Annotated in this window: 23 protein-coding genes; 9 read left to right on the forward strand and 14 right to left on the reverse strand. The window is 69.5% G+C overall.

The annotated features are described in order from the left end of the window. Position 1: 1 nt before the first annotated feature. Genes VV01_RS08825 through pgl form a run of 4 tightly spaced genes read left to right on the forward strand, consistent with a single transcriptional unit; the run spans position 2 to position 5,166 of the window. Positions 2–1,645, forward strand: a complete 1,644-nt coding sequence (locus VV01_RS08825) for a glucose-6-phosphate isomerase (RefSeq protein ID WP_050669558.1) — start codon at positions 2–4, stop codon at positions 1,643–1,645. Continuing rightward, the gene (zwf, locus tag VV01_RS08830) at positions 1,642–3,186 is read left to right on the forward strand and encodes a glucose-6-phosphate dehydrogenase (RefSeq protein ID WP_050669559.1); all 1,545 of its coding nucleotides are present in this window, start codon (positions 1,642–1,644) and stop codon (positions 3,184–3,186) included. The genes VV01_RS08825 and zwf overlap by 4 nt, the downstream gene beginning before the upstream one ends. A 55-nt stretch (positions 3,187–3,241) precedes the next feature. Beyond that, entirely contained in the window at positions 3,242–4,423 is a 1,182-nt protein-coding gene (locus VV01_RS08835) for a glucose-6-phosphate dehydrogenase assembly protein OpcA (protein ID WP_050669560.1), read from the forward strand. Beyond that, a complete protein-coding gene (gene pgl, locus VV01_RS08840; protein ID WP_050669561.1) occupies positions 4,420–5,166 on the forward strand; it encodes a 6-phosphogluconolactonase in 747 nt (248 codons plus the stop codon). The genes VV01_RS08835 and pgl overlap by 4 nt, the downstream gene beginning before the upstream one ends. A gap of 81 nt (positions 5,167–5,247) precedes the next feature. On the opposite strand, the gene VV01_RS08845 is transcribed toward pgl, so the two are convergent. The 11 genes from VV01_RS08845 to uvrA all read right to left on the reverse strand — a co-directional run bounded on the left by VV01_RS08845 (position 5,248) and on the right by uvrA (position 17,952). Beyond that, positions 5,248–5,598: an RNA polymerase-binding protein RbpA gene (locus VV01_RS08845; RefSeq protein WP_071606329.1), complete on the reverse strand. Its 351-nt coding sequence runs from the start codon at positions 5,596–5,598 to the stop codon at positions 5,248–5,250. A gap of 41 nt (positions 5,599–5,639) precedes the next feature. Beyond that, positions 5,640–5,882, reverse strand: a complete 243-nt coding sequence (gene secG, locus VV01_RS08850; protein WP_050669563.1) for a preprotein translocase subunit SecG — start codon at positions 5,880–5,882, stop codon at positions 5,640–5,642. A 138-nt stretch (positions 5,883–6,020) separates the two neighbouring features. After that, on the reverse strand, positions 6,021–6,809 hold the full coding sequence (tpiA, locus tag VV01_RS24325; RefSeq protein WP_050669564.1) for a triose-phosphate isomerase: 789 nt from the start codon (positions 6,807–6,809) through the stop codon (positions 6,021–6,023). Positions 6,810–6,812: 3 nt separating this feature from the next. Next, on the reverse strand, positions 6,813–8,012 hold the full coding sequence (locus VV01_RS24330; protein ID WP_050671822.1) for a phosphoglycerate kinase: 1,200 nt from the start codon (positions 8,010–8,012) through the stop codon (positions 6,813–6,815). 5 nt (positions 8,013–8,017) lie between these two features. Then, on the reverse strand, positions 8,018–9,022 hold the full coding sequence (gene gap, locus VV01_RS08865; RefSeq protein ID WP_050669565.1) for a type I glyceraldehyde-3-phosphate dehydrogenase: 1,005 nt from the start codon (positions 9,020–9,022) through the stop codon (positions 8,018–8,020). A 155-nt stretch (positions 9,023–9,177) separates the two neighbouring features. Beyond that, a complete protein-coding gene (gene whiA, locus VV01_RS08870) occupies positions 9,178–10,158 on the reverse strand; it encodes a DNA-binding protein WhiA (RefSeq protein ID WP_050669566.1) in 981 nt (326 codons plus the stop codon). A gap of 107 nt (positions 10,159–10,265) precedes the next feature. Continuing rightward, positions 10,266–11,258: a gluconeogenesis factor YvcK family protein gene (locus VV01_RS08875; RefSeq protein WP_407942909.1), complete on the reverse strand. Its 993-nt coding sequence runs from the start codon at positions 11,256–11,258 to the stop codon at positions 10,266–10,268. After that, positions 11,239–12,126: an RNase adapter RapZ gene (gene rapZ, locus VV01_RS08880; protein ID WP_050669567.1), complete on the reverse strand. Its 888-nt coding sequence runs from the start codon at positions 12,124–12,126 to the stop codon at positions 11,239–11,241. Before rapZ ends, VV01_RS08875 begins: the two co-directional genes overlap by 20 nt. Positions 12,127–12,143: 17 nt before the next feature. Next, on the reverse strand, positions 12,144–14,135 hold the full coding sequence (uvrC, locus tag VV01_RS08885) for an excinuclease ABC subunit UvrC (RefSeq protein WP_050669568.1): 1,992 nt from the start codon (positions 14,133–14,135) through the stop codon (positions 12,144–12,146). A gap of 81 nt (positions 14,136–14,216) precedes the next feature. Beyond that, positions 14,217–14,699 carry a Rieske (2Fe-2S) protein gene (locus VV01_RS08890; protein ID WP_050669569.1) on the reverse strand — a complete coding sequence of 161 codons (483 nt, stop codon included), beginning with the start codon at positions 14,697–14,699 and terminating at the stop codon, positions 14,217–14,219. 112 nt (positions 14,700–14,811) lie between these two features. Then, positions 14,812–17,952, reverse strand: a complete 3,141-nt coding sequence (gene uvrA, locus VV01_RS08895) for an excinuclease ABC subunit UvrA (RefSeq protein ID WP_050669570.1) — start codon at positions 17,950–17,952, stop codon at positions 14,812–14,814. A gap of 77 nt (positions 17,953–18,029) precedes the next feature. Between uvrA and VV01_RS08900 the strand changes: the two genes are divergently transcribed. The 5 genes from VV01_RS08900 to VV01_RS08920 all read left to right on the forward strand — a co-directional run bounded on the left by VV01_RS08900 (position 18,030) and on the right by VV01_RS08920 (position 23,016). Beyond that, positions 18,030–19,880: a glycoside hydrolase family 15 protein gene (locus VV01_RS08900; RefSeq protein WP_050669571.1), complete on the forward strand. Its 1,851-nt coding sequence runs from the start codon at positions 18,030–18,032 to the stop codon at positions 19,878–19,880. Then, the gene (locus VV01_RS08905) at positions 19,877–20,605 is read left to right on the forward strand and encodes a maleylpyruvate isomerase family mycothiol-dependent enzyme (protein WP_050669572.1); all 729 of its coding nucleotides are present in this window, start codon (positions 19,877–19,879) and stop codon (positions 20,603–20,605) included. The genes VV01_RS08900 and VV01_RS08905 overlap by 4 nt, the downstream gene beginning before the upstream one ends. Before the next feature lie 2 nt (positions 20,606–20,607). Then, on the forward strand, positions 20,608–21,279 hold the full coding sequence (locus VV01_RS08910; RefSeq protein ID WP_407942910.1) for an MBL fold metallo-hydrolase: 672 nt from the start codon (positions 20,608–20,610) through the stop codon (positions 21,277–21,279). A 62-nt stretch (positions 21,280–21,341) separates the two neighbouring features. Continuing rightward, positions 21,342–22,100 (forward strand): C40 family peptidase, encoded by a 759-nt coding sequence (locus tag VV01_RS08915; RefSeq protein WP_050669574.1) that lies wholly within the window; start codon positions 21,342–21,344, stop codon positions 22,098–22,100. A gap of 43 nt (positions 22,101–22,143) precedes the next feature. Next, positions 22,144–23,016, forward strand: a complete 873-nt coding sequence (locus VV01_RS08920; protein WP_050669575.1) for an EamA family transporter — start codon at positions 22,144–22,146, stop codon at positions 23,014–23,016. A gap of 60 nt (positions 23,017–23,076) precedes the next feature. Here VV01_RS08920 and VV01_RS08925 read toward each other — a convergent pair whose 3' ends face one another. From VV01_RS08925 to uvrB, 3 genes are all read right to left on the reverse strand, one after another. Beyond that, entirely contained in the window at positions 23,077–24,072 is a 996-nt protein-coding gene (locus tag VV01_RS08925) for a TerC family protein (RefSeq protein ID WP_050669576.1), read from the reverse strand. Between the two features lie 192 nt (positions 24,073–24,264). Further along, the gene (locus VV01_RS08930; protein ID WP_197275013.1) at positions 24,265–24,618 is read right to left on the reverse strand and encodes a DUF3817 domain-containing protein; all 354 of its coding nucleotides are present in this window, start codon (positions 24,616–24,618) and stop codon (positions 24,265–24,267) included. A gap of 36 nt (positions 24,619–24,654) precedes the next feature. Then, positions 24,655–26,766 carry an excinuclease ABC subunit UvrB gene (gene uvrB, locus VV01_RS08935; protein ID WP_050669577.1) on the reverse strand — a complete coding sequence of 704 codons (2,112 nt, stop codon included), beginning with the start codon at positions 26,764–26,766 and terminating at the stop codon, positions 24,655–24,657. Positions 26,767–26,772 lie beyond the last annotated feature (6 nt).

Below are 26,772 nucleotides of genomic sequence, written 5' to 3' on the forward strand. Positions count from 1 at the left end.
CGTGAACGACGTCCCCGGGAGCTCGGTCGCAGTCACCGCCTCGGGTGCGGCTGCCGACGCCATTGACGCCCACCTGAGTGCACTGGTCGAGCAGAAGTTCGCCAGCCGACTGTTCGACCAGGACCACACGCTGTGGGGCCCGGCCGCCGAGGATGAGTCCGCCAAGCGGCTCTCCTGGGTCGGCCTGGCCCGGTCGTCCCGTCCGCTCGTCGGCGAGATCGCCGCGATCCGTGACGAGCTGTCCTCCGCCGGCCTCGACCACGTCGTCCTGTGCGGCATGGGCGGGTCGTCGCTCGCGCCCGAGGTGATCTGCGCGACAGCCGGCGTGCCCCTCACGGTGCTCGACTCCTCACAGCCCGACATGGTCCGGGCCGCGGTGTCCGACCGGCTCGACCGCACCGTCGTCGTGGTGTCGTCCAAGTCCGGCTCGACGGTCGAGACCGACAGTCAGCGGCGGGTCTACGAGAAGGCGTTCACCGACGCCGGCATCGACCCCAAGGACCGGTTCGTCGTCGTCACCGACCCGGGCAGCCCTCTCGACGAGGAAGCCCGCACGGCCGGTTACCGTGTCGTCAACGCCGACCCGCAGGTCGGCGGCCGGTACTCCGCGCTCACCGCCTTCGGCCTGGTGCCGAGCGGACTCGCCGGCGCCGACGTCGAGGCCCTGCTCGACCAGGCCGAGGCGATCACCGACGTCCTCGCCGCAGACGACGAGGCCAACCCGGCTCTGCGTCTCGGCGCCGCGCTCGGAGGCACCTCTCCCCTGCGCAACAAGGTGCTGCTGATCGACGCAGGGACGTCGGCGGTCGGGTTCGGCGACTGGGCCGAGCAGCTCATCGCTGAGAGCACCGGCAAGGACGGCACCGGTCTGCTCCCGGTCGTCGTCGGGGACGCTCCGGCCGGCGAGCTGCTCGACGACGAGCTGCGCGTGAGCCTGCTGCCCGAGGACACCGAGGACGCCGTCGCCGGTGAGGCCGCCGTCGGGGTCTCCGGGTCCTTGGGTGCCCAGATACTGCTGTGGGAGGCCGCGACCGCCGTCGCCGGTCGGCTGCTCGGCATCAACCCGTTCGACCAGCCCGACGTCGAGTCCGCGAAGAAGGCTGCGCGCGAGCTGCTCGACGGTGGTGCCTCCGGAGGCGACGCACCGGCGTTCACCGACGGAGCCGTCGAGGTGCGCGCTCTCGGTGGCGACTGGCTCGGCGAGGCGAGCACGGTCGCCGAGGCCGTCCGCGCGCTGATCGGGCAGCTGCCCGAGCATGGCTACCTCGCCGTCATGGCCTACCTCGACCGCATCGCCGACTCGGCGCTGGCCGACGTCCGTGTGGCGTTCGCCAGGGCCACCGGTCGGCCGGTCACCTTCGGCTGGGGCCCACGGTTCCTGCACTCCACCGGCCAGTACCACAAGGGCGGGGCGCCCGAAGGCGTCTACCTGCAGATCACCACCACGCCTCACGAGGACCTGGCCGTACCCGGCCGCGACTTCACCCTGGGCGACTTCATCGCCGCCCAGGCCGGCGGCGACGCCCAGGTCCTGGCCGAGCACGATCGTCCGGTGCTGCGCCTGCACCTCACCGACCATGACGACGGCCTCGCCCAGGTCATGCAGGTGGTCGGCGGTCTCGACGGCGAGGAGGTCCGGTCGTGAGCCCGGCCCGTGTGGCCAGGGGCATCAACCCGCTGCGTCAGGTCGAGGACAAGCGACTCCCCCGGATCGCCGGGCCGTGCGCCATGGTCCTCTTCGGCGTCACCGGTGACCTCGCCCGCAAGAAGCTCATGCCGGCGATCTACGACCTGTCCAACCGCGGTCTGCTCCCGCCGGGCTTCTCGCTCGTCGGTTTCGCGCGGCGTGACTGGGAGGACCAGGACTTCGGCAAGATCGTCTACGACGCCGTGCGCGAGCACTCGCGCACGCCGTTCCGCGAGGACGTCTGGCGCAATCTCGCCGAGGGATTCCGTTTCGTACCAGGCACCTTCGACGATCCCGCCGCCTTCGACCTGCTCGCCCAGACGGTCAAGGAGCTCGACGAGAGCCGCGGCACGGGCGGCAACACGGCCTTCTACCTCTCGATCCCACCGGCGTTCTTCTCGGTGGTGTGCGAGCAGCTCGAGCGCAGTGGGCTGTCGGTCCCGGGCAACAACGAGTGGCGACGCGTCGTCATCGAGAAGCCGTTCGGGCACGACCTCAAGAGCGCTCGTGAGCTCAACGCGATCGTCGAGGGCGTCTTCCCCGCCGACTCGGTGTTCCGCATCGACCACTACCTCGGCAAGGAGACCGTTCAGAACATCCTGGCGCTGCGCTTCGCCAACCAGATGTTCGAGCCGGTGTGGAACTCCCACTACGTCGACCACGTGCAGATCACCATGGCCGAGGACATCGGCATCGCAGGACGGGCCGGCTACTACGACGGCATCGGCGCTGCCCGCGACGTCATCCAGAACCACCTCCTTCAGCTGCTGGCCCTCACGGCCATGGAGCAGCCCAACTCCTTCGAGGCCTCGGACCTGCGTACGGAGAAGGAGAAGGTGCTCGCCGCCGTGCGGGTGCCCAAGGACCTGACCAAGGCGACCGCTCGCGGGCAGTACGCCGCCGGCTGGCAGGGCAGCGAGAAGGTCATCGGCTATCTCGACGAGGACGGCATCAGCGCCCGGTCGACGACCGAGACGTACGCCGCCCTCAAGCTCGAGGTGCACACGCGGCGGTGGGCCGGGGTGCCGTTCTACCTGCGGACCGGCAAACGGCTCGGCAAGCGTGTCACCGAGATCGCGGTGGTGTTCAAGCGCGCACCCCACCTCCCGTTCACCGACACCGCCACCGAGGAGCTCGGCCAGAACGCCATCGTGATCCGGGTCCAGCCCGACGAAGGCATCACGATGCGGTTCGGCTCCAAGGTGCCCGGTGCGGGATCGATGGAGGTCCGCGACGTCACCATGGACTTCGGCTACGGCAGCGCCTTCACCGAGTCCAGCCCCGAGGCGTACGAACGGCTCATCCTGGACGTGCTGCTCGGCGACCCGCCGCTCTTCCCGCGGCACGAGGAGGTCGAGCTCTCCTGGAAGATCCTCGACCCCGTCGAGCAGTTCTGGGCCAAGAAGGGCAGTCCACAGCCGTACGACTCGGGCGGCTGGGGGCCTGCCAGCGCCGACGACATGATGCACCGCGACGGACGGACCTGGAGGATGCCTTGACCACCCCACTCAGCTCTCCGCTCGTTGATCGCTCCGCTCCTGATCGGGGACGCCGGTGATCGTCGACCTGCCCAGCGCCACGACCCAGGACGTCAGCAAGAAGCTCGTCCGGCTGCGCAACCAGACGGGTGCGATGACACTCGGCCGGGTGCTCACACTGGTGATCGTCGTCAGCGAGGACGACGCCGACGCGGCCCTGGAGTCCGCGAGCGACGCGACCCGTCAGCACCCGAGCCGCATCATCGCCCTCGTCATGGGCAACAAACGCGGAGCGAGCCGGCTCGACGCGCAGATCCGTCTGGGCGGCGATGCGGGCGCGAGCGAGATCGTCGTCCTGCGGCTGTTCGGTCCTCTGACCGGCCATGGTCGGTCGGTCATCACTCCGCTCCTGCTTCCGGACTCGCCCATCGTGGTGTGGTGGCCCTCTGGTGCACCCGCCGACGTCTCGGCGTCGCCGATCGGCCAGATCGCCCAGCGGCGCATCACCGACTCGGCGACCAGTCGCAGCCCGCGCCGGGATCTGCAGCGCCGCGCGGACACCTACGCCGACGGTGACACCGACCTCGCGTGGACCCGCCTGACGCGGTGGCGAGGTCTGCTCGCGGCCGCCCTCGACCAGGCACCGTACGAGTCGGTCACCGAGGCGACCGTGACCGGAGCCTCCGACTCCCCCAGCACTGACCTGCTCGCGGCGTGGCTCGCCGTGCGACTGCGCTGCAAGGTCCGCCGAGCACGCACCCGAGCGGGTGTGGGCATGGTGAGTGTGCGGCTCGAGCGCGCCAGCGGCCCCGTCGACCTGGTGCGTACGGAGGGCAGCATCGCGACCCTTAGCCAGCCGGGGCAGCCGGTGCGCCGGATCAACCTGGCACGGATCACCGACGCCCAGGCACTCGCCGAGGAGCTGCGTCGCCTCGACCCCGACGAGGTCTACGAGGAGGCGCTCGTCAAGGGCCTGAAGAAGGTCGGTCCGGCGACGATGACCGGCTCGCAGGCGGTCGCCGAAGGCGAGGCGCCCTCAGTCCGCGAAGCAGCCCAGGCCGGCGAGAAGGCCAGGCGCGAAGGCCGCAAGCTCACCGGCAACGCGATGGTCGAGGCCGCACCGTCCACGTCGAAGTCGACCCCAGCCGTCAAGAAGGCCGCCCGCCGCAAGCTCGACGAGAAGGCCGGCAAGAAGGCGCCCGCCAAGAAGTCCGCGGCCAGGGTCAAGCGCACCACGACTCCGAAGCGGTCGTCGTGAGCGAGTCCGAGGTCGTGCGCAAGGCCGACAAGCACGCGTTGGCGGTTGCCCTCGCCGACCGGCTCATCGATGAGGTGGTCGCGGCTCAGCGTGCCCGAGGCGCTGCCCACGTCGTCCTCACCGGAGGGTCGATGGGCACGGCGTTGCTCGAAGCGCTGGGTGCCAGTGACCGACTCGACGAGATCGACTGGTCAGCGGTCGAGCTGTGGTGGGGCGACGAGAGATTCGTCCCCCCCGACGACGCCGACCGCAACGAGCTGCAGGCTCGTCAGGCCCTGCTCGACCGGCTGCCTCTCGACCCGTCCCGTCTGCACCCGATGGCGGCACTGGAGGACGACGAGCTCGACGCCGAGGCCGGTGCCCGCCAGTACGCCGACCAGCTCGCGTCAGCCGCGCCCGACGGCTCCGACGTGCCGGCGTTCGACGTCCTCATGCTCGGCGTCGGCCCGGACGCCCATGTCGCCTCGCTGTTCCCCGGGCATCCGGCGCTCGACGTGGCCGACACCTCCGTGGTCGCCGTGCACGACTCGCCCAAGCCGCCACCCGACCGCATCTCGATGACCTTGCCGACGCTGCGATCGGCCCGCCAGGTCTGGTTCATGGTCGCCGGGCCGGACAAGGCCGAGGCGGTCGCCCGTGCGCGCGGAGGCACTGACGTGCACGACGCCCCGGCCGCCGGCGTGTCCGGTGCGGACCGCACCATCTGGTGGCTCGACGACGCTGCCGCCGCTCAGCTGACCTGACGACAGCACACACGTACGACGTGGGCCCGGTGACCGATCACGGTCACCGGGCCCACGTCGTACAGGCTGTCGTGCTGAGGACTACCGGATCAGTCCACGCGAGCGCAGCGTCTCGAGCGCTTCGTCGAGGATGACGGCGCCTTCCTCGTCGCTGCGGCGCTCCTTCACGTACGCAAGATGAGTCTTGTAGGGCTCGACCCGCGGCGGGGCCGGCGGGTTCTGCTGGTCCTGCCCTGCGGGGAAGCCGCACCGCGGGCAGTCCCACTGCTCGGGCACGCTCAACCCGGGCTCCTCGGCGAAGCTGGGGCGGGTCTCGTGCCCGTTGGAGCACCAGTACGAGACGACGACCCGAGGTGCGGCCTCACCGCGCTCGGCCTCGCCCATCGGGCCTGCGCCCACTCGGCTACCGCGAATGGCGTTACCACCGGCCACGTTGCTTCTCTCCTCGCTGTTGGGTCAGTGCAGAACGTCGATCAGGCAAAGCGCTCGACGAGGCCCAGGCCGACGATCGTCGCCGCCCAGAGCACGCCCACGCCCACCGTGATCCGGTTGAGGTTGCGCTCGGCGATCGAGGATCCGCCGAGACTGCTCGACACGCCGCCACCGAACATGTCCGACAGTCCACCGCCCTTGCCCTTGTGCATCAGGATCAGCAAGACGAGGAAGAGGCCACTGAGCACCAGCAGCGTCTGGAGTGCAATGCGCACCACGTCCACGGGAGGTTCACCTTACGAGTCGAGTAGGACGGTCGAGTGACCATCCGCTACAGGTTACAGGAGGCACGGCGCCGCTCGACGCGAACGGCGCCACCACCGCGCGCCCGGCCTGCGGGGGCCGGGCGCACGGTCAGCACGTCACGCGGTGAGGTGACTGCGGTAGCGGCAGATGGAGGCGAACTCTGCCGGGTCGATCGAAGCGCCGCCCACGAGGGCACCGTCCACGTCGTCCTGGGCCATGATGGCCGCGACGTTGCCGGCCTTGACGCTGCCGCCGTAGAGCACGCGGACACCACCGGCGAGCTCGGCGTCGTACAGCTCGGCGAGGCGAGCACGAATCGCTGCGCAGACCTCCTGCGCGTCGTCGGGGGTCGCCACCTCACCGGTGCCGATCGCCCACACCGGCTCGTACGCGATCACGACGGAGGTCGCCTGCTCAGCAGCCAGGCCCTCGAGCGCGGCGTCGAGCTGGGCCAGCACGTGCGGGACCTGCTCGCCCGCCTGACGAACCTCCAGCGCCTCGCCGACACACAGGATCGGCGTGAGGCCGTGCTTGTACGCAGCCTGCACCTTCTGGCGTACGACCTCGTCGGTCTCGGCGTGGTACTGACGTCGCTCGCTGTGACCGACGACCACGAAGGTGCAGCCCAGCTTGGCCAGGAACGCTCCCGAGACCTCACCGGTGTAGGCACCGCTGTCGTGGATCGACAGGTCCTGAGCGCCGTACAAGACCTTGAGCTTGTCGCCGTCGACCAGCGTCTGCACGGTGCGCAGATCGGTGAACGGCGGAAGCACCGCGACCTCGACCGCGCCGAAGTCGTGGCGCCCGTCGCGCAGGGTCCAGTCGAGCTTCTGGAGCAGGTGGGCGGCCTGGAGGTGATCGAGATTCATCTTCCAGTTGCCCGCCATCAGCGGGGTACGTGCCATCGCTCAGTCCTCCAGCACGGCGAGGCCCGGCAGGGTCTTGCCCTCGAGGTACTCCAGGCTGGCGCCGCCGCCGGTGGAGATGTGGGTGAAGCCGTCCTCGTCGAAGCCGAGCGCACGTACGGCGGCCGCGGAGTCACCGCCACCGACCACGGTGACCGCACCGGCCGAGGTGGCCTCGACCAGCGCCTGCGCGAGCACCTTCGTACCGTCGGCGTACGGCTCCATCTCGAACGCGCCCATCGGGCCGTTCCAGAACACGGTCTTGGCCGTCGCGATCTTGTCGGCGAAAAGGCGCGCGGACTCCGGGCCGATGTCCAGACCCATCCGATCGGACGGGATCGCGTCGACACCCACCACCTCGTGGTCGGCGTCGGCGGAGAACTCCGTCGCCGCGACGACGTCGACCGGAAGGACGATGTCGACACCGTGGTTCTCGGCCTCGGCGAGGTAGCCCTTGACCGTGCTGACCTGGTCCTGCTCGAGGAGGCTCTTGCCGACCTCGTAGCCCTGGGCCTTCAGGAAGGTGAACGCCATACCGCCACCGATGAGCAGCATGTCGGCCTCCTTCAGGAGGTTCTCGATCACGCCCAGCTTGTCGCTGACCTTGGCGCCACCGAGCACGACGGCGTACGGGCGCCGCGGCTTGGTCAGCTGCTGCAGCACCTCGACCTCGGCGAGCACCAGGCCGCCGGCGGCCTGCGGGAGACGCTCGGCGACGTCGTAGACGCTGGCCTGCTCGCGGTGGACCACACCGAAGCCGTCGCTGACGAAGACGTCGGCGAGGGAGGCGAGCTGGTCGGCGAACTCAGCACGGTCGTCGGCCGACTTGGCCGTCTCGCCCTCGTTGAAGCGCAGGTTCTCCAGCAGCGCGACCTGGCCGTCCTCGAGTGCGTCGACGACGCTGCGAGCCGACTCACCCACGGTGTCCTGCGCGAACGCCACGGGCGACCCGAGCAGCTCACCCAGACGGTCGGCGACCGGCTTGAGGGAGTACTTGTCCTCGGGCTTGCCCTTCGGACGACCGAGGTGCGCACACACCACGACCCGGGCGCCGCGCTCGGTGAGGACCTTGATGGTCGGCACCGAGGCACGCACGCGCCCGTCGTCGGTGATGCTGCCCTGATCATCCAGCGGGACGTTGAGGTCGCTGCGCAGGAGGACCGTCTTGCCCTTCAGATCACCGAGGTCATCGATGGTCCGCATCGAGGTCACAGGCTCTGCCCGACGAGGGTGACGAGGTCGGCGAGGCGGTTGGAGTAGCCCCACTCGTTGTCGTACCAGCCGACGACCTTGACCTGGTTGCCGATCACCTTGGTGAGACCGGAGTCGAAGATGCAGGAGGCCGGGTCGGTCTCGATGTCCTTGGAGACGATCGGGTCCTCGGTGTAGACGAGGATGCCCTTGAGCGGGCCCTCGGCGGCCTTCTTGATCGCGGCGTTGACCTCTTCGACCGTGGTCTCACGGCCGGCCTCGAAGGTCAGGTCGGTGGCCGAGCCGGTGGGGGTCGGCACGCGCAGCGCGTAGCCGTCGAGCTTGCCCTTGAGCTCGGGCAGCACCAGGCCGATGGCCTTCGCAGCGCCGGTCGAGGTCGGCACGATGTTGAGAGCGGCGGCACGAGCGCGACGCAGGTCCTTGTGCGGCGCGTCCTGCAGGTTCTGGTCCTGGGTGTAAGCGTGGATGGTCGTCATCAGGCCCTTGACGATGCCGAACTCGTCGTTGAGGACCTTCGCCATGGGGCCGAGGCAGTTGGTCGTGCACGAGGCGTTGGAGATGATGTGGTGCTTGGCGCTGTCGTAGTCGCCGTCGTTGACGCCCATGACGATGGTGACGTCCTCGTTCTTGGCCGGCGCCGAGATGATGACCTTCTTGGCGCCGTTGTCGATGTGGGCCTTGGCGGCCTCCGCATCGGTGAAGAAGCCGGTCGACTCCACGACGATGTCGACACCGAGGTCGCCCCACTTGAGGTTCTTCGGGTCGCGCTCGGCGAACGCCTTGAACGTCTTGCCACCCGCCGTGATCTCGGTGTCGGTCGAGGTGACGTCACCGTCGAAGCGACCCAGGATGGAGTCGTACTTCAGCAGGTGGGCCAGCGTCGCGTTGTCGGTGAGGTCGTTGACCGCCACGATCTCGATGTCGGCGCCGGACGCGATCACGGCGCGGTAGAAGTTGCGGCCGATGCGGCCAAAGCCATTGATACCTACACGAACGGTCACGAGACCAAGCCCTTCTCTAGCGGAAGCCCGCTGCGCCCTGGCTCACCCGTCGGAGGTGGCCGCGCAGCGATGAACGACGCGCCCAGCCTATAGAAGGCACTGAGCCCACCAGCCGCCCGGCCAGGACGTGGACCCGTGCGGTGTACGACGACCGCTCAGGTGTCGAGCATGTCGGGGGTCAGGTTGGCGTCGGTGCCCGCGACGCCGAGCTCTTCGGCACGCTTGTCGGCCATCGCCAGCAGGCGGCGGATCCGACCGGCCACCGCATCCTTGGTCATCGGCGGATCGGCGAGCTGGCCGAGCTCCTCGAGGCTGGCCTGCTTGTGCTGCAGACGCAGCTGGCCGGCCTCAGCGAGGTGATCGGGCACCTCCTCCGCGAGGATCTCCAGCGCCCGCTCGACGCGAGCACCGGCCGCGACCGCCGCCCGGGCAGAGCGGCGCAGGTTGGCGTCGTCGAAGTTGGCCAGGCGGTTGGCGGTGGCGCGCACCTCGCGACGCATCCGGCGTTCTTCCCACTCCAGCACCGACTCGTGCGCGCCGAGCCGCGTGAGCATCGCACCGATGGCGTCACCGTCACGGATCACCACACGGTCGACTCCGCGTACTTCGCGGGCCTTGGCCTGGATGCCGAGCCGGCGCGCTGCGCCCACGAGCGCGAGCGCAGCCTCGGGGCCGGGGCAGGTGAGCTCGAGAGAGGACGACCGGCCAGGCTCGGTCAGCGAGCCGTGAGCGAGGAAGGCACCGCGCCAGGCGGCCTCGGCGTCGCACGCCGCGCCGTTGACGACCTTCGGCGGCATACCGCGCACCGGTCGCCCGCGCTGGTCGATCAGGCCGGTCTGGCGCGCCAACGACTCTCCGTCCTGGACGACGCGGACGACGTAGCGCGTGCCCTTGCGCAGGCCTCCACTGGTGAGCACCATCACCTCGGACGGGTGTCCGTAGACGTCAGAGATGTCCTGGCGCAGCCGTCGTGCGGCCTGCGCAGTGTCGAGCTCGGCCTCGATGACGATGCGGCCGCCCACGATGTGCAGACCACCCGCGAAGCGCAGCACCGCAGAGATCTCGGCCTTGCGACAGCACGTCTTGGTGACGGAGGTCCTGCTCAGCTCGTCCTTGACCTTTGCGGTCATCGCCATCGGCCTTCATTCCTCTCACCAGGTGCACTTGCGGTGCGGTCCCGTGTCTCCCCCGGGCGAAACCACTTGCACTGTAACCACTCCGGGTCAGAGCCCGGCAAAGGTGGCTACTCCATCACGTCACGGTAGGCCGCCGCGAGCCGGAGGGTGTCGTGCGTGCCCGGCTGGTCGGGATCGGCGACCGGCGAGAACACCAGCTCTGCTCCCATCGCTGCAGCCGTGTCGCCGAGCTGGTCGTGATCACCGTCGACCACGGAGGGGTCGGCGAGGACGACGTCGAGGTGCAGGTCGGGTGCGTGCGCGGCCAGGACCTCCAGGTGGTCCGAGGCGCTGAACCCGGTCGTCTCACCGGTGTTCATGACCATGTTGAGCGTGAGCATCCGGCGAGCGCGGGTGTGGACCAGGGCCTCTCGGATCTCGGGGACGAGCAGGTGAGGCATCACCGACGTGAACCACGAACCGGGCCCGAGGATCACCCAGTCGGCGTCGAGGATCGCCTGGACGGCCTCCGGGCAGGCCGTCGGTGGGTCCGGGTCGAGGCGTACGGACAGCACGCGTCCTGCTGTCGTGGCCACCCGCACCTGACCCACGACCTCGGTGACCTCATCCGGCTCGTCGGGGTCGGCACCCACGACCGACGCCGCGATGCGCACCGGGTCGGTCGCGACCGGCAGGACCCGCCCTCGGGCTCCGAGCAGCCGACCGACGAGGTCGAGACCGGCCACCGGGTCGCCGAGCAGGTCCCACAACGAGGCGATGATGAGGTTGCCCAGGGCGTGACCGCCGAGCGGTCCGTCCCCGGCGAAGCGGTGCTGGAGGGCGTCTCGCCACTGCAGCCCCCACTCCGACGCGCTGCACAGCGCGGCGAGTGCCATGCGCAGGTCGCCGGGCGGCAGGATGTCGAACTCCTCACGCAGCCGACCGCTGGAGCCACCGTCGTCCGCGACGGTCACGATGGCCGTGATGCGGTCGGTCACCGGCTGCAGGGCCTGCAACGAGGCCGCGAGCCCGTGCCCTCCCCCGAGCGCGGCCACGGCCGGCCGACGGCCCGCACCCGGTGCCGGGCGCAGACCGTACGACTCACTCCCGGCCCAGGTCACGGTGAACCACCAGGGTGCCGATGTCAGGGGCGTCGATGCGGCGGCCGAGCTCCTCGGCGACGGCCACGGACCGGTGCTTGCCTCCGGTACAGCCGACCGCGAGGGTGACGTAGCTGCGACCCTCGCGCAGGTAGCCGGCGGTCATCGGCTCCAGGAGCGCCAGCGTCCGGTCGATGAACTCGGCGGCGCCCGGCTGCGCGAGCACGAAGTCGGACACCACCTGGTCCTTACCGGTGTGCGGACGCAGCTCGGGGTTCCAGAACGGGTTGGGCAGGAACCGCATGTCGAACACCAGGTCGGCGTCCAACGGGATGCCGTACTTGAACCCGAACGACATGACCGCGATACGCAGGGGCGGGCGCTCGTCCGCGCCGACGAGCTCGTGGACCTTGGCCGTCAGCTGGTGGACGTTGAGTCCGCTGGTGTCGATCAGCAGGTCGGCGTTCGAGCGCAGGTTACGCAGCATCTCGCGCTCCTTGACGATGCCGTCCAGCATGCGCCCCTCACCCTGCAACGGGTGCGGCCGGCGTACGGACTCGAACCGGCGCACGAGTGACTCGTCGGTGGCGTCGACGAACACCACCGTCGGACGCCAGCCGTGATCGCGCAGGCCGTCGAGGCCGTCACGGAAGTCGGTGAAGAAGGTGCGGCTGCGGACGTCGACGACAGCAGCCAGCCGCGTGCCCGGCTGGCTGCCCTGCTCGAGCAGCTCGGCCATCGGCATCAGCATCTGCGGCGGCAGGTTGTCGATGACGTACCAGCCACGGTCCTCCAGCACATTGGCGACGGTCGAACGCCCGGCGCCGCTCATGCCGGTCACGATCAGCATCTGCGCCGAACGGGGTGGGGCCGTCTCGTCGTCGGTCATCGCGGGCTCCTCCAAAGTCAGTCCAGGACCTCACCGGTCGTCACGTTGACTGCAGGCGTGCTGTCGGCATCCTCGCGCAACGCCTCGTGCACGGTGCGGGCGAGGGCAGGTCCGATGCCCTTGACGGCTGCGATCTCGTCCTCGGACGCCTGCCGGACCCGCTTGACCGAGCCGAACTCCTTGAGCAGTGCCTTGCGCCGGACCGCGCCCAGTCCCGGGATGCCGTCGAGGGCGGAGGCCGTCATCGCCTTCGAGCGCCGCTGCCGGTGGAACGTGATCGCGAACCGGTGCGCCTCGTCGCGAATCCGCTGGAGCAGGTAGAGGCCCTCGCTCGTGCGAGGCAGCAGCACGGGGAACTCGTCGTCGGGCAGCCACACCTCCTCGAGCCGCTTGGCCAGGCCGACGACCGCGACGTCGTCGATGCCGAGGCGATCGAGGGCGCGCTGGGCTGCCTGCACCTGCGGGCGGCCGCCGTCGACCACCACGAGCTGCGGCGGGTAGGCGAAACGCTTGGGCCGGCCCGTCTCCTCGTCGATCAGGCCGCCGCTGTCCTCACCCGGGTCGAGCTCGACCTCGCCCGAGGTGTCGCGGTCCTCGAGGTATCGCCTGAACCGTCGCGTGAGGACCTCGTCCATGGCCGCGGTGTCGTCCATCCGCACGGTGCCGTCCGGCTGGACCGCCCCTCGGACGATGAACCGGCGGTACTCGCCCTTGCGCGCGAGGCCGTCCTCGAACACCACCATGGACGCCACCACCTGAGTGCCCTGGACGTGGCTGACGTCGAAGCACTCGATGCGCAACGGTGCCTGGTCGAGCGCGAGCGCCTCCTGCAGCTCCTGCAGTGCCTGGCTGCGCGCGGTGAGGTCACCGGCGCGGGTCACCTTGTGCCGTGCCAGCGACTGCTCGGCGTTGCGGGTCACGGTCTCGAGCAACGTGCGCTTGTCACCACGCTGCGGGACGCGCAGGTCGACCCGAGCCCCTCGCAACGTGCTCAACCACTCGGCGAGGTTGTCGGCGTCGGGCGGCAGGACCGGCACGAGCACCTCGCGTGGGACGCCGTCCGGGGACTCCCCGCCGTAGACCTGCTGCAGCAGGTGCTCGACCACCTCGGGGAGGCCGACGTCACCCTCGGCCTGGATCTCGACCACCCAGCCGCGCTGCCCGCGAACCCGACCGCCGCGTACGTGGAACACCTGCACCGCGGCCTCGAGCTCGTCGCTGCTGAGCGCGAACACGTCGGCGTCTGTGGCGTCACCGAGCACGATCGCCGACCGCTCCAGGGCCTTCTGGAGGGCGTTGATGTCGTCGCGCAGACGTGCGGCCTGCTCGAACTCCAGCTGCTCGGACGCCGACTTCATCTGCTGCTCGAGCCGCTTGACGAAGCGCGAGGTGTTGCCCGCCATGAAGTCGCAGAAGTCGGCGGCGATGTCGCGGTGCTCCTCGGGAGACACCCGGCCGACGCACGGGGCCGAGCACTTGTCGATGTAGCCGAGCAGGCAGGGTCGGCCCACCTGGCCGGCGCGCTTGAAGACGCCGCTGCTGCAGGTGCGTACGGGAAAGACGCGCAGCAGCTGGTCGAGCGTCTCGCGGATCGCCCAGGCGTGGGCGTACGGGCCGAAGTAGCGGGTGCCCTTGCGCTTGGCGCCACGCATCACCTGAGCCCGCGGGAACTCCTCACCCATCGTGACCGCGAGGTAGGGGTAGGACTTGTCGTCGCGGTACTTGACGTTGAAGCGCGGGTCGTACTCCTTGATCCAGGAGTACTCCAGCTGCAGCGCCTCGACCTCGTTGCGCACGACCGTCCACTCGACGCTCGCACCGGTCTGCACCATCGTGCGCGTGCGTGGATGGAGCGCGGCGATGTCCTGGAAGTACGACGACAGGCGGCTGCGCAGCGACTTGGCCTTGCCGACGTAGATGACCCGACCGTCCTTGTCGCGAAAGCGGTAGACCCCGGGGTCGACAGGGATCTCGCCCGGCTTCGGACGGTAGGAGGAGGGATCAGCCACAGCCCCACCCTACGAACTGCCGCCGACAGCGCGTACGACGGCGGGGCGGGCCGTCGTACGCACTCGTGGCGGACGGGACGGTCAGGTGATCGAGATCGAGTCGCCCGACACCGTCGCGGTCTTGGCCGGGAGCGACTTGGTCGCCGGTCCGTCCACGACCTCACCGGTGGTGGCGTCGAATGCGCTTCCGTGACAGGGACATTCGATCTTCTTGGCCTCGACCTTGTCGACCGTGCAGCCCTGGTGGGTGCACACCGCGCTGAACGCCTTGAAGGTGCCGGCCTCGGGCTGCGTGACCACGGTCTTGCTGTCCTTGTCGATGTAAACGCCGCCGACCGGCACCTTGGACGTCGGTACGGACAGACCTCCGCCCGCGGCGCCTGCAGCACCACTGGACGACGGTGCGGCTGATGCACCGCCCGTGGACGCCGGCGGGTCACCGCTGTCGTCACCGCACGCGGCGAGGCCCGTGGTCGCTGCGCCGGCGAGACCGACCAGGCCGACGCCGCGCACCACCTCACGCCTGGCGGGCCGAGGGGTGCTGTTCCGGACGTGCTCGGTCATGTCGTCTCCGGTCCTTGAGCGATCAACAACCAACGTGCATCCAACGTACGCCAGGTACGGCGTCGTTCCCGAGCTCGGACGCGCCGCGTCGAACACTCGGGTCGTGGACCTGTCAGCCGGCCTTGCGCGACCTCGCCTGCTTCGTGGCCGGCTTCTTCTTCGCCGCTTTCGCCGCCTTCGCGGTCGAGGCCTTCTTGGCGGTGGCCCCCGTGCCGGACGTGGCCGCAGCGCTCGTACGCCGACCGGTCGCCTTGCGGGCACCAGCGCCGGAGATCGCCTTGCTGGCCGCGGACTTCGTGGTGGTCCGGGCGGCAGCCGGCGCCCGCCTGCTGGTCGTCGCCGCACTGCTCTTGGCCAGCACGGGCGCGAGGAACTGGCCGGTGTAGCTGTCCGTCTGCGACGCCACGTGCTCGGGCGTGCCCTCGGCCACGACGGTGCCGCCGCCGTTGCCGCCCTCGGGGCCCATGTCGACGAGCCAGTCCGCGCTCTTGATCACGTCGAGGTTGTGCTCGATCACGATGACGGTGTTGCCCTTGTCGACCAGACCCTGAAGCACCCCGAGGAGCTTGCGGATGTCCTCGAAGTGCAAGCCCGTGGTCGGCTCGTCGAGGACATAGACGGTGCGGCCCGTCGAGCGCTTCTGCAGCTCGGCCGCGAGCTTGACCCGCTGCGCCTCACCGCCGGACAGCGTCGGGGCGGGCTGTCCGAGCCGGACGTAACCGAGCCCCACGTCGTTGAGGGTGCGCATGTGCCGGGCGATCGCCGGGACGGCCGCGAAGAAGTCGGCCGCTTCCTCGATGGGCATGTCGAGCACGTCCGAGATGGTCTTGCCCTTGAAGTGCACCTCGAGCGTCTCGCGGTTGTAGCGGGCGCCGTGGCACACCTCGCACGGGACGTAGACGTCCGGGAGGAAGTTCATCTCGATCTTGATGGTGCCGTCACCGCTGCACGCCTCGCAGCGACCGCCCTTGACGTTGAACGAGAACCGGCCCGGCTGGTAGCCGCGAACCTTGGCCTCGGTCGTCTCGGCGAACAGCCGGCGGATGTGGTCGAACACGCCGGTGTAGGTCGCCGGGTTGCTCCGTGGGGTGCGTCCGATCGGGCTCTGGTCGACGTGGACGACCTTGTCGAGCTCGTCGAGCCCCTCGACGGTGCGGTGCCGACCGGGCACGTGACGCGCGCCGTTGAGCTGGTTGGCGAGCACGCTGTAGAGGATGTCGTTGACCAGCGTGGACTTGCCCGAGCCCGAGACCCCGGTCACCGCAACGAGATTCGCGAGCGGGAAGCTCACGTCGACGCTCTTGAGGTTGTGCTCCCGCGCCCCTCGGACGGTGATCCGACGTCCGTCCTGCGGTCGGCGTACGGCCGGGGTCTCGATCTCCTTGCGTCCCGACAGGTAGGCGCCCGTGATCGAGTCGGGATGAGCGAGGAGATCCTTGACGGTGCCGCTGTGCACGACCTCACCGCCGTGCTCGCCGGCACCGGGGCCGATGTCGACGACCCAGTCGGCCGTGGCGATGGTGTCCTCGTCGTGCTCGACGACGATCAGCGTGTTGCCGAGGTCGCGCAGGCGCGTCAGGGTCTCGATCAGCCGGTGGTTGTCACGCTGGTGCAGACCGATCGACGGCTCGTCCAGGACGTACAGGACCCCGACCAGGCCGGAGCCGATCTGCGTGGCGAGTCGGATGCGCTGTGCCTCGCCGCCGGACAGCGTGCCGGCCGGACGGTCGAGCGAGAGGTAGTCCAGACCGACGTCGAGCAGGAACCCGAGCCGGGCCTCGATCTCCTTGATGACCCGCTCGGCGATGGCGCGCTCACGTGCGCTGAAGTCGACGTCGTGCAGGAAGGTCGCCGACTCCGAGATCGGCAGCGCGCAGACGTCGGCGATCGAGCGGCCACCGACGGTGACGGCGAGTGACTCGGGCTTGAGGCGGGCGCCCTTGCACACCGGGCACGGCACCTGACGCATGTAGCCCTCGTAGCGCTCGCGGCTCCAGTCGGACTCGGTCTCGGCGTGCCGCCTCTTGACGAAGGTGATCACGCCCTCGAACCCGGTGGAGTAGCTGCGCTCGCGGCCGTAGCGGCTCTTGTAGCGGACATGGACCTTGTGGTTCTGACCGTGCAGGAGTGCTTCCTTGGCGCGGTCGGGAAGCGAGTGCCACGGCTTGTCGAGCGAGAACTTCAGGTCGTCGGCGAGCGCACCGATGACCCGCATGAAGTAGTCGTTGGTGCCCTGGCCCTGCGCCCACGGCAGGATCGCACCCTCGGCGATCGACTTGTCCTCGTCGGGCACGACCAGCTCGGGGTCGACCTCGAGCTCGGTGCCGATCCCGGTACAGGCAGGGCATGCGCCGAACGGCGAGTTGAACGAGAACGACCGTGGCTCGATCTCGTCCATGCTCAACGGGTGCTCGTTGGGGCAGGCCATCTTCTCGGAGAAGCGACGCTCGCGCGCCGGGTCGTCGGGGTCGAGGTCGACCATCTCGACCACCAGGACACCCGAGGCGAGCCCCAGCGCAGTCTCGACCGAGTCGGTCAGCCGCTGCTTGCCGCTCGCGTCTCCCGGTCCCTTGGCGACCAGGCGGTCGACGACGACGTCGATCGTGTGCTTCTTCTGCTTCTCGAGCTTGGGCGGCTCGGCGAGCGACACCACCTCCCCGTCGACCCGGGCACGCGAGAAGCCCTTCGTCTGCAGCTCGCCGAACAGGTCGACGTACTCGCCCTTGCGCGCACGCACGACCGGCGCGAGCACCTGGAACCGGGTGCGGTCGGGCAGCTCGAGCAGCTGGTCGACGATCTGCTGCGGCGTCTGCCGCCCGACCGGCTCACCACAGATCGGGCAGTGCGGACGACCCGCGCGCGCGAACAGCAGGCGCAGGTAGTCGTACACCTCGGTGATCGTGCCCACCGTGGAGCGCGGGTTGCGGTTGGTGGACTTCTGGTCGATCGAGACGGCCGGCGACAGGCCCTCGATGAAGTCGACGTCCGGCTTGTCCATCTGCCCCAGGAACTGCCGCGCGTACGCCGACAGCGACTCGACGTAGCGCCTCTGCCCCTCGGCGAAGATCGTGTCGAACGCGAGGGAGGACTTGCCCGAGCCGGACAGGCCGGTGAACACCACGAGGCTGTCGCGGGGCAGGTCGATCGAGACGTTCTTGAGGTTGTGCTCGCGAGCGCCTCGGACGCGCAGGTGGTCGCGGCCCGAGGATGCTGTCAGGGCGCGGGAGGTCGAAGGAGATGCCACGGCGCCCATGCTAGGTGCCGGGTCCGACAGCCATCTGGGACGCGTGCCTCTCCCCGGCCGCCGAGGGCCACGCCTAGGCTCGGTCCATGATCGACCCGGAGCCGACTGACAACGCCGCCGAGTCCGTGCCGCCGCGCATCCCGATCGAGGAGTACGCGGTCATCGGCGACACCGAGACCGCTGCGCTGGTGAGCCGTGGTGGTTCGCTGGACTGGCTGTGCATCCCGCGGTTCGACTCGCCGTCGTGCTTCAGCGCCCTGCTCGGAACCGCTGACCACGGTCGCTGGTTGATCGGTCCGGTCGGCGAGGCCGTCTCGACGCGTCGCTACCGCGGCAACTCGTGCATCCTGGAGACCATCCACGAGACGTCGACGGGCAAGGTCAAGGTGACCGATCTCATGCCGCTCGGCGACAGCCGTGCGGACATCGTCCGCGTCATCGAGGGACTCGAGGGCGAGGTCGAGATGCGTCACGAGTGGGTCGTGCGCTTCAACTACGGCAAGGTGCGGCCCTGGGTATCGCACCACCCGGGCCACGAGCGCGACGACGACGTGATCGTCGCGATCGCCGGCCCGGACATGCTCCTGCTGCGCGGGCAGCGGCTGCCGGTCGCCGACGACGGTCACCACCGTGATCAGTGGACCGTTCGCGCGGGCGACCGGCTGCAGTTCAGCCTCACCTGGTTCTCGTCCTGGAAAGAGATCCCGCCTCCCCTGGACATCCCGTCCCGCATCGAGGCGACCTACCAGAAGTCGGCCGACTGGGCGTCGCGCTGCACGTACGACGGCCCCTACCGCGAGGAGGTCGTCCGCTCACTGCTCGTGCTGCGGCTGCTCACCGACACCCGACGCGGCGGCATCGTGGCCGCGCCGACCACCAGCCTGCCCGAGGACTTCGGCGGTGAGCGCAACTGGGACTACCGCTACTGCTGGCTGCGCGACGCCTCACTCACGCTGGAGGCGCTCCTCGTGGTCGGCTACGTCGGCGCCACCAAGCTGTGGCGCGACTGGCTGGTGCGGGCGCTCGCCGGTGATCCGGAGGACATGCAGATCATGTACGCCGTCGATGGCGGCCGCGAGCTGCCCGAGCGCGAGCTGGGCCATCTCCCGGGCTACGCCGGGTCCCGGCCGGTCCGGGTCGGCAACGGCGCGGTCGACCAGAAGCAGACCGACGTCCTCGGCGAGGTCATGATCGCTCTCGAGATCGCGCGCGAGCGGGGCCTGAGCGAGACCGCACAGAGCTGGTCGGTGCAGCGCGCCCTCGTCGACGACCTGGTCAAGCACTGGGACGAGCCGGACAACGGCCTGTGGGAGATCCGCGGTCCCCTGCGCCACTTCACCCACTCGCGGGTCATGGTCTGGGCCGCGTTCGACCGGGCGATCCAGGCGGTCGACAAGCACGGCTACGAAGGCCCGGTCGAGCGCTGGCGAGAGGTGCGCGACGCCGTACGCGAGGAGATCCTGACCAAGGGTTTCGACACCGCCAAGAACACCTTCACCCAGCACTACGACACCGACGAGGTCGACGCCTCGCTGCTCCTCATCCCGCTCGTGGGGTTCCTGCCCGGCGACGACCCCCGGGTGATCGGCACCGTCGAGGCGATCGAGCACGACCTGATGCGCGACGGATTCCTCCTCCGGTATCGCACCGAGAGCGGCGTCGACGGTCTCAGCGGTGACGAGCACCCCTTCCTCGCCTGCTCCTTCTGGCTCGTCGCCGCCTATGCCGTGACCGACGAGCTCGACAAGGCGCGCGAGCTCATGGACCGCCTGGTCGGGCTCACCAACGACGTCGGGCTGCTCGCTGAGGAGTACGACCCGGGCGCGGACCGTATGGTCGGCAACTTCCCCCAGGCGTTCTCGCACCTCACGCTCATCATCGCGGCGGTTCAGCTCGCCGAGGCCGAGGCCCGCGCGGCGCAGGAGGTCGCGTCGTGACCACCCGCCTTCCCGAGCACCCGAGCCGAGGGGTCGACGCCCCGATGCTGGCGGCACAGACCGAGCTCCTCCTCACCACCGTCTCCTCCCTCGACGTCGCCGACCTCGCCCAGCCCTCGCGCTGCGAGGGCTGGACCCGGGCCCACGTCGTCAGCCACCTGACCGCCAACGCCGCCGCCCTGGTCAACGTGGTTCGCGCGGCCGTCGACGACGTCCCGGTCACGATGTACCCCAGCGACGTCGAGCGTGACGCCGAGATCGAGCGCGAGGTGGGTCGTACACCCCAGGAGCACCTGGCCACGCTCCGCTCCGGGTGCGAGGAGCTCGCGGTCCAGCTCGCGCGACTGGGCCCCGAGCACACCGGCCGCATGGTCGAGCGCACCCCCGGCGGACGACTCGTCCCGGCAGCCGCCGCTGCGTTCCTGCGCCTCAACGAGGTGGTCATCCACCACACCGACCTGGCGGCCGGCCACGACTTCGCAGCCGTCGCCCCTGAGGTCGCCCAGCTGCTCGTGGCACACCACATCAGCGGGCTCGCGCACCGTGCAGCGTCCGTCGACCTGGTCGTCGCCGTCGACGGCTTCGACCCGGTGCCGGTCGGAGCCGGCGGACAGGTCGTCGGTGGCGCCGCAGGCCCGGTGCTGGGCTGGCTGACCCGCGGCCGCACCGACGGCGTGGCCACGCTCGACGGCACGCCCCTGCCCTCCCTGCCACCCGAAGGATGAGCATGACCACGTCGTACGACGGCCACGTCTCCCCCGGCGGTCCCACCGCGGTCCGCGAGCTCGAGCACGCGACGATCCGCAAGATCGCGGTGTCGCAGATGAGCAACAACGTCTACCTCCTCACCTGCCGCGCCACCGGCCACCAGCTGCTCATCGACGCCGCCGACGACACCGACCGGATCCGCGAGCTCGTCGACGAAGGCACCGGGCGACTCGACGCGGTCGCGACCACTCACCAGCACTGGGACCACGTCCGCGCACTCGAGGACGTCGTCGCGGCGTACTCACCGACCACCTACGCCGGCGCCGACGACGCAGGCGCGCTGCCCGTCCACCCCGACGTGCTGCTGCACGACGGCGACACCGTGCAGGTCGGCGAGCTGGTGCTGTCGGTCGGGCACGTACGCGGTCACACCCCTGGCGGCATCGTGCTCGCGTACGACGACCCTGCGGGCGACACCCACCTGTTCACCGGGGACAGCCTGTTCCCCGGAGGGGTCGGAGCGACGAATCGCTATGACTACCAGTCTTTCCCACAGCTGATCGACGACGTCGAGGCACGTGTGTTCGGCCGCTACGGCGACACGACCTGGTTCTACCCGGGCCATGGCGACGACAGCACGCTGGGCACAGAACGGCCGCATCTGCCGGAATGGCGGACGCGAGGTTGGTGATCGGCTCCGGCCGACCAGCACCACTCACCCCGCCACGGGCGCGCCCCTGATTGGATGGTGCAGTGCACGAACCCACCGCTTCGCCCCAGCTCGCCACCGTCGTGCCTCCGGTCACCGTGCTCTGGCGAGATCCGACGTCACCGCGAGCGGTCGACGGGGTGATCACCGCGGACGTGCCGGACCACGCCCAGTGGCTGCACGACATGGACGTCGCCACGGACCGCGCCCAGGGTCGCTGGGGGCTGGACGACCGCATCGACTCCCAGGTGGTCCAGGGTGAGCCGGTCATCATCGTCGAGCGCCACGACGACTGGACCCGAGTCGTGTGTCCGTGGCAGCCCAACAAAGGCGATGCGCGCGGCTACCCGGGCTGGGTCCGTACGGCGCACCTGCAGACGTGCGACGAGCGGACAGCGTCCTTCGACCGCGTCGGGGCCGCCGGACCGGTGACCCGGTCGGAGGTCGTCGAGACCGCACGGCAGTACCTCGGGCTCCCCTACCTGTGGGGTGGCGTCTCGGCGACGGCGCTGGACTGCTCCGGTCTGGTGCACATCGCCTGCCGTGCCCACGGGATCATGGTGCCGCGCGACGGCGACGACCAGGCGGCCGCCTGCGATCCGGTCCAGCAGGGCGAGGAGCAGCTCGGCGACCTCTACTTCTTCGCGCATCCCGGCAAGACCATCCACCACGTCGGTTTCGTCACCGGACCGCGCCTGATGCTGCACGCTCCCGGCACGGGCACCGGCATCGTCGACGAGCCGATGCGGCCGGACCGCGTCGAGACCCTCGTCGCGATCGGTCGCATCCCCACCCTGTCCTGACCCGCCTGCACCCGCCGCTGCTCGGCCGGGCAGGCTTGCCGACGTGACACGAACGCGTCCCGCTGTCCCGGCGCCCGCGCTGGTCCTGCTCGCGATCGCGTCGGTCCAGCTCGGCGGCGCGCTCGCCGCGACACTGCTACCCGCCGTCGGCGTCGCCGGATCGGTCGCCCTCCGCCTGAGCATCGCCGCGCTCCTGCTGCTCGCCTACGCGCGGCCACGGTTGCGCGGTCGCACGCGGCTCGACTGGGTGACCGTCGCGTCGTACGCCGCATCGCTGGGCCTGATGAATTTCGCGTTCTACGCGGCGCTGCAACGTCTGCCGATCGGCGTGACCGTGACGATCGAGTTCGTCGGACCGCTGCTGCTGGCCGCCGCTTCCTCCCGACGGAGACCTGATCTGGCCGCTGTCGGCGTCGCGGCGGCCGGTGTCGTGCTGGTCTCGGGTGCTCTCGACACCAGCTGGTCGGACCTCGACCTCGTCGGCCTCGCCCTGGCCCTGCTGGCCGGCGTCTGCTGGGCCGGTTACATCGTCACCAGCGCGCGGACGGGAGCTCGCTTCGACGGCCTCGACGGCATTGCGGTCGCGATGCTGCTCGCCGCCGCCGTGATCGCGCCGTGGGGTCTGGTGAGCGCAGGAGCGGGTCTGCTCGACGGTGAGGTCCTGCTCAAGGGCGCAGGGATCGCCCTGCTCTCATCGGTCGTCCCCTACTCGCTGGAGCTCATCGCGCTACGCACGTTGCGCGCCAACGTGTTCGGGATCCTGCTCAGCCTCGAGCCCGCCGCCGCGGCTGTCGCGGGGCTCGTGGTCCTGGGTCAGACCCTGACACCTGTACGGCTCGTCGGGATGGCGCTGGTGGTCATCGCGAGCGGTGTGGTCCTGAGCGGCCGGCGCACCTCGACCCCACCGGAAGGGTGAGCAGACGCCGACCGCCGGCCACCCCGTGCAGCGGGCGGCCGGCGGTCGTACGTGCGCAGGTCAGGACATGACCGACTTGCGCTCGTCGTACCGCGACTTGGCCAGGCTCGCCACCGCAGTGACGGCGAGAACACCGATGATGACGGCCAGCGACAACCAGATCGGGATGTCGGGCACGCCATGGATCGGCTCGCCGCCGTTGATGAACGGCAGGTTGTTCTCGTGCAGGGCGTGCATGATCAGCTTGACGCCGATGAAGGCCAGCAGGATCGACAGGCCGACGCTGAGGTAGACGAGCTTCTTGAGGAGTCCGCCGATGAGGAAGTAGAGCTGGCGCAGACCCATCAGAGCGAAGATGTTGGCCATCAGGACCAGGAACGGCTCCTTCGTCAGGCCGAAGATCGCCGGGATCGAGTCGAGCGCGAACAGCAGGTCGGTGGTCCCGAGCGCAAGGATCACGATGGCGAACGGCGTCAGCACCTTCTTGCCGGCCTCGACGGTGCGCATCTTGGCGCCGGCATCCCAGGACTGCGTGACCGGGAACCGCGCCCCCACCCACTTCAGGAGGCGGTTCTCCTCGTACTCCTCGTCGTCGCTGTCGCCGCTCTCCTTGGCCAGGTTGTAGGCCGTGTAGATCAGGAACGCGCCGAAGGCGTAGAAGACCCACGCGAACTGATTGATCGCCACCGCACCGACGGCGATGAAGATGCCGCGCAGCACGAGCGCGATCATGATGCCGATCATCAGGGCTTCCTGCTGGAACTTCGCCGGCACGTTGAACCGCGCCATGATGATCAGGAAGATGAAGAGGTTGTCGACCGACAGCGAGTACTCGGTCAGCCAACCGGCGAAGAACTCCCCGGCGTACTGGCCTCCGGAGAAGTACCAGACCCCCAGGCCGAACAGGACTGCGAGCCCGACGAAGAACGAGAGCGCGAGCGAGGTCTCACGGGTGGAGGGGACATGGGGTCGACGTCCGATGACGAACACGTCGAGCACCAGCAAAGCTGCGGTGGCACCGACGACGACGATCCAGACCAGGGGTTCGACATGCATACACAAAGACCTTCCGGGCACGGCGCGTTGGAGTGACCGGAGGTCTCGCCCGCCTCACCGGGCGAGCAACCCCGGGCTCAAGAGCCGTGATGACGAGGCTGCGCTTCGGGGATACTCCCCTCCTCGCGCATCCTCCCAGATCGGCGGACGCGCTGGCGAATCGGGGCACACCCGGTGTGGCGAGCGCCTCGGTCAGGAGGCGGGCTGTGCCTGCGCGGCCGGGGCAACGGCCCCGAGCCGGCCGGTGCGCTCGGCCCAGCGCTCGAAGACCACCGTGCAGAACGGCGGGATCGCGCTGGCCAGCGCCAGAACCGTGGTCTTGGCGTCCCAGCGGTACGCGCGGGAGACCCACAGGGACACGAGGACGTAGGCGACGAAGATCGTGCCGTGGATCGGCCCGAACACCTTGACCCCGCCTTCGCCGGCGTCGGCGATCCACTTGAAGTACATCCCGATCAGCAGCCCGAGCCACGACAACGCCTCCGCGAAGGCGACGACGCGAAAGATCGTGCGGGGCAGGGACGGAGCGGCTGCGTTGTCAGTCACAACTACTGATCGTAGTAGGTCGCCCGTTCCGCGACGTCAGCGCGTCGCGTCCTGCATCTGCCGCAGCTCCTTCTTGAGATCGCCGAGCTCGTCACGCAACCGGGCCGCCAGCTCGAAGTGCAGGTCGGACGCAGCCTGGTGCATCTGCGTCGTGAGCTCCTGGATGAGGTTGGCCAGATCGCTCGCCGGCATGTTGTCCAGGCGACCGGACGCGACTCCGGCATCGGCCTGGACCTGGCCGGCCCCGCCACGCCCGCGACCGCCCTTGCCCCGGGACTGGCTGCGGCCCGACCCCATGAGCGAGTCGGTGTCGGCGTCCTCGCGCTGAAGCATGTCGGTGATGTCAGCGATCTTCTTGCGCAACGGCATCGGATCGATGCCGTTCTCCTTGTTGTACGCGAGCTGCTTGTCGCGCCGTCGGTGCGTCTCGTCGAGCGCTTCCTGCATCGAGGGGGTGACCGAGTCGGCGTACATGTGCACCTGACCCGACACGTTGCGCGCCGCGCGACCGATCGTCTGGATCAGCGAGCGAGCTGATCGCAGGAAGCCCTCCTTGTCGGCGTCCAGGATCGAGACCAACGAGACCTCGGGCAGGTCGAGACCCTCACGCAGCAGGTTGATGCCGACGAGGACGTCGAACTGCCCGAGTCGCAGCTCGCGCAGCAGCTCGACCCGGCGCAGGGTGTCGACCTCCGAGTGCAGGTAGCGGACCCGCACGTCCTTCTCGAGCAGGTAGTCGGTGAGGTCCTCGGCCATCTTCTTGGTCAAGGTCGTGACCAGCACCCGCTCGTCGCGCTCGGCCCGCTCGCGGATCTCGTGCAGCAGGTCGTCGATCTGTCCCTTGGTCGGCTTGAGGACGACCTCGGGGTCGATCAGACCCGTCGGGCGGATGACCTGCTCGACGTAGCCGTCACTCTTGGCCATCTCGTAGTCGCCGGGTGTCGCCGACAGGTAGACGGTCTGGCCGATGCGCTCGAGGAACTCCTCCCACTTCAGCGGGCGGTTGTCCATCGCCGACGGGAGTCGGAAGCCGTGATCGACCAGCGTGCGCTTGCGCGACATGTCACCTTCGTACATCGCACCGATCTGCGGCACGGTCTGGTGCGACTCGTCGATGACCAGCAGGAAGTCCTCGGGGAAGTAGTCGAGCAGGCAGTTGGGCGCCGTGCCCGGACCACGGCCGTCGATGTGCCGGCTGTAGTTCTCGATGCCCGAGCACGAGCCGACCTGACGCATCATCTCGATGTCGTAGGTGGTGCGCATGCGCAACCGCTGCGCCTCCAGCATCTTGCCCTGCCGCTCGAACGTCGCCAGCTGCTGCTCCAGCTCGGACTCGATCCCGGCGATCGCCCGCTCCATGCGCTCGGGGCCGGCGACGTAGTGCGAGGCCGGGAAGACGTACATCTCCTGCTCCTCGTTGACGACCTCGCCGCTGAGGGGATGCAGGGTGTAGATGCGCTCGATCTCGTCGCCGAAGAACTCGATGCGTACGGCCAGCTCCTCGTAGACCGGGATGATCTCGACCGTGTCGCCTCGCACGCGGAAGGTGCCGCGCGTGAACGCCAGATCGTTGCGGGTGTACTGCATCTGGACGAACCGCCGCAGCAGGTCGTCACGGTCGACCTGTTGACCGACCCGCAGCCGAGCCATCCGGTCGACGTACTCCTGCGGGGTGCCGAGACCGTAGATGCAGGACACCGAGGCGACCACGACCACGTCACGGCGCGTGAGCAGCGAGTTGGTCGCGCTGTGCCGCAGCCGCTCGACCTCGTCGTTGATCGAGGAGTCCTTCTCGATGTAGGTGTCCGTCTGCGGGACGTACGCCTCGGGCTGGTAGTAGTCGTAGTAGGAGACGAAGTACTCGACCGCGTTGTGCGGCAGCAGCTCGCGGAACTCGTTGGCGAGCTGGGCGGCCAACGTCTTGTTGGGCGCCATCACCAGCGTCGGGCGCTGGAGCTGCTCGATCATCCAGGCGGTCGTGGCCGACTTGCCGGTGCCGGTGGCGCCCAGGAGGACGACGTCCTGCTCGCCCTTGCGCACACGCTGAGTGAGGTCGGCGATGGCTTTGGGCTGGTCACCGCTCGGGCTGAACTCGGAGACGACCTCGAACGGGGCGACGCGGCGCTGCAGGTCGGTCGTGGGGCGCATGCGGTC

The sequence above is a fragment of the Luteipulveratus halotolerans genome, assembly GCF_001247745.1.
Lineage (GTDB): Bacteria > Actinomycetota > Actinomycetes > Actinomycetales > Dermatophilaceae > Luteipulveratus > Luteipulveratus halotolerans.

What these genes read in the sequence shown, in the direction of transcription:
- uvrB (WP_050669577.1), bottom strand. Translation starts at nt 26,766, where the DNA reads ATGCGCCCCACGACCGACCTGCAGCGCCGCGTCGCCCCGTTCGAGGTC.
- rapZ (WP_050669567.1), bottom strand. Translation starts at nt 12,126, where the DNA reads ATGACCGACGACGAGACGGCCCCACCCCGTTCGGCGCAGATGCTGATC.
- VV01_RS08910 (WP_407942910.1), top strand. Translation starts at nt 20,608, where the DNA reads ATGACCACGTCGTACGACGGCCACGTCTCCCCCGGCGGTCCCACCGCG.
- VV01_RS08900 (WP_050669571.1), top strand. Translation starts at nt 18,030, where the DNA reads ATGATCGACCCGGAGCCGACTGACAACGCCGCCGAGTCCGTGCCGCCG.
- tpiA (WP_050669564.1), bottom strand. Translation starts at nt 6,809, where the DNA reads ATGGCACGTACCCCGCTGATGGCGGGCAACTGGAAGATGAATCTCGAT.
- VV01_RS24330 (WP_050671822.1), bottom strand. Translation starts at nt 8,012, where the DNA reads ATGCGGACCATCGATGACCTCGGTGATCTGAAGGGCAAGACGGTCCTC.
- uvrA (WP_050669570.1), bottom strand. Translation starts at nt 17,952, where the DNA reads ATGGGCGCCGTGGCATCTCCTTCGACCTCCCGCGCCCTGACAGCATCC.
- VV01_RS08925 (WP_050669576.1), bottom strand. Translation starts at nt 24,072, where the DNA reads ATGCATGTCGAACCCCTGGTCTGGATCGTCGTCGTCGGTGCCACCGCA.
- VV01_RS08890 (WP_050669569.1), bottom strand. Translation starts at nt 14,699, where the DNA reads ATGACCGAGCACGTCCGGAACAGCACCCCTCGGCCCGCCAGGCGTGAG.
- whiA (WP_050669566.1), bottom strand. Translation starts at nt 10,158, where the DNA reads ATGGCGATGACCGCAAAGGTCAAGGACGAGCTGAGCAGGACCTCCGTC.